Annotated in this window: 2 protein-coding genes and 1 pseudogene; all 3 read right to left on the reverse strand. The window is 58.9% G+C overall.

Features of this window, described 5'->3' with window-relative positions; genetic code table 11:
* Positions 1 to 441: pseudogene (locus NW815_RS13355) on the reverse strand (adenylyl-sulfate kinase); the annotation flags it as partial.
* A 69-nt stretch (positions 442 to 510) separates the two neighbouring features.
* The gene (locus NW815_RS13360) at positions 511 to 1,080 is read right to left on the reverse strand and encodes a hypothetical protein (protein ID WP_414416116.1); all 570 of its coding nucleotides are present in this window, start codon (positions 1,078 to 1,080) and stop codon (positions 511 to 513) included.
* Positions 1,081 to 1,113: 33 nt separating this feature from the next.
* Positions 1,114 to 2,115 carry a zinc-dependent alcohol dehydrogenase family protein gene (locus NW815_RS13365; protein ID WP_414387922.1) on the reverse strand — a complete coding sequence of 334 codons (1,002 nt, stop codon included), beginning with the start codon at positions 2,113 to 2,115 and terminating at the stop codon, positions 1,114 to 1,116.
* Positions 2,116 to 2,289: the final 174 nt, after the last annotated feature.

Below are 2,289 nucleotides of genomic sequence, written 5' to 3' on the forward strand. Positions count from 1 at the left end.
TTGGGCGTGAAACCTCGCCACCACCCGCCCCAGCTCCTCCATCAAGGCCGGCGTCAGCTCTCCCCGCTCAAACAGGTTGCTGAACAGTTGCTCTTGGGGAAATTGCCGCATTTGCAGGGCGTATTCTACAGGCTCGCCGCTGCCGTTGAGCTGAAATCGGCCATCGGTCTGGACAATGGGCAAAACTTGCAGATAGAGGCCGGGAGCGCCGCGCTGGTTCATGCGCAACTCTTCTTGGCAAAAGTGGCGTCGCCTCTCCAGGGTGGTGAAGTTCAAAAAGCCAAAGTCCAAAGGCTTTTTCACTTTATAGGCATAGTCGCCTGTCAGCAGAATATAGGAAATGTGGGTTTGAATAAGCCGAATGGGATCCTGTACCGGATGAGGGTAGAAGGCGGGATCCAGCATCGCTTGGATCAAGGGGGGCAGGTGGGTATCGACCATGAAAAACGATAGAGATGGAAAAAGGGCTTGGACGGGGATCCCTACCTTCTGCCAACAGAGCAGACTCTCCTATTCCCCAAAGGGCAAGGCGGCTTCCTGAGGGGAAAGACGAATAAGGCTGATCCCCTGCTGAATTAGCGTATCTTGAGCAGCACCGGAAAGAGCGTAGGGCCAGACCAGATATTTGGTGTTGATGTAGTCTTGTCCGCGCTTGGCCAGGTTTACCTGTTCCGAGAGCATGCGCACGTCTGGCCCGCGGCTGATAGTGGCTTCGGCCCGGCGAATGCGCTGCATCAGTTGGCTGAACAGCTCTTGGGGCTGCTGCACAAACACCACAATGGCCAAGTCACAGGGGTTGTAATAGTTGCCGATGCCGCAGAGGAGCAGGGCTTCACTGGAGAGAACAAGGGTTTCTTGATCCCCCAGAGCCACCACCGGATACAGAAAGGTGCGCACATCCTCCAGTTGCCAGTGGTTAAAAGAGTGGCTATCTACCTCCCCCCGCACCCAAGAGGAGATGGCAGGAAAAACTGCTTCGCTCAACAGTCGATAGGCCGTCTGGGGTCGCCCTAGCCAGCAGAGGGCATTTTCGTAGAAGCTCTCGTTCTCCAGCAGGTGGGGGGTGAGAGGAGCAACCATGGGCAGATCCTCAACGGGCTTTCTCCAGCATGCCTACTCGGGGATGGTTAAGGCAATTTTGCCCAGAACGGATCCCTGCTCCAGCAACCGGTGGGCGGCAGCCGCTTCGCCCAGAGGAAAGGTGTGGCTGAGCTGGATCCGCAGTTGGCCTTGGTCGATGAGGCGGGCACATTGCCTGAGGATTTCCGCCTGATTTTGTTGGGCGTTGGTCAGGCTTTTCAGCATCGGGGTGAGCATCAGCTCAAATCCCACCCGCAAGTTGCGGTCGCGAGCCACCCGCCAGTCGATCTCTGGGGCCGGGGCCAGCAGGGTGACGATATCTCCGTACACGCGCACTGCAGGGAAGGTCTGCTCCAATAGCTTGCCGCCCAAGGTATCTAGGGCAAGATCCACCCCCTCTCCCCCTGTCCAGTCCAAAACGGCGCGCACAAAGTCTGTCTGCCGGTAGAAGATGGGCAAGCCGGCGCCTAGGGAACGGACAAACTCCGCCTTTTCCGGGGTGCTCACGGTGGTGGCCACTTTGGATCCCCGTAGACGGGCCAGTTGGATGGCCACATGGCCAACTCCACCCGCTCCCCCGTGGATGAGCACACTTTGGCCGGCCTGGAGACGCCCCCGGTCGTAAAGCGCTTCCCAGGCGGTGATCAGCACCAGCGGGGCAGCGGCAGCTTCTGCAAAGCTCAGAGTTCTGGGCTTGGGGGCCACAAAACGCTCGTCCACCACGATCAGCTCGGCGTAATTCCCCGCCTGCTTGCCCAAACCCCCGTGGCAGAAGTACACCTCGTCTCCCACCGCAAAGTGCCTAACTCCGGATCCCACGGCTTCCACAACGCCGGCACCGTCACACCCCAAAATGGCGGGCATCTCCTCTGGATAGAAGGTGCCCCGTTGCCGCAGTTTGGTGTCGATGGGGTTGACGCCGGCTGCCCTCAGACGGATGCGCAGCTCCCGCTCGCCGCGAATTTGGGGCTCAGGTACTTCTCGGAGCTGCAGAACCTCTGGCCCGCCGGGCACACTCATGACTACGGCTTTCATGCGCTCAAGTTGTCAGCTTCAGTTGGGTTGGCCCGCTCAAAGGATGCAGGGTAGAGTTTGTTCTGGTGATGAGAAGATGGGCATCTCCCCATTGGGGTGTTGCTTTGCAACCCTGCGGAGTCTTGCAGCTGCTCTCTAGCCTATTTTAGCTAAACCGCCGAGAAGCCCCGCGCT

This window comes from Synechococcus sp. R6-7 (assembly GCF_047461695.1).
GTDB lineage: Bacteria > Cyanobacteriota > Cyanobacteriia > Thermostichales > Thermostichaceae > Thermostichus.

Excerpts from the sequence above, each read along its gene's own strand:
- NW815_RS13365 (WP_414387922.1), bottom strand. The coding sequence starts at position 2,115 with ATGAAAGCCGTAGTCATGAGTGTGCCCGGCGGGCCAGAGGTTCTGCAG.
- NW815_RS13360 (WP_414416116.1), bottom strand. The coding sequence starts at position 1,080 with ATGGTTGCTCCTCTCACCCCCCACCTGCTGGAGAACGAGAGCTTCTAC.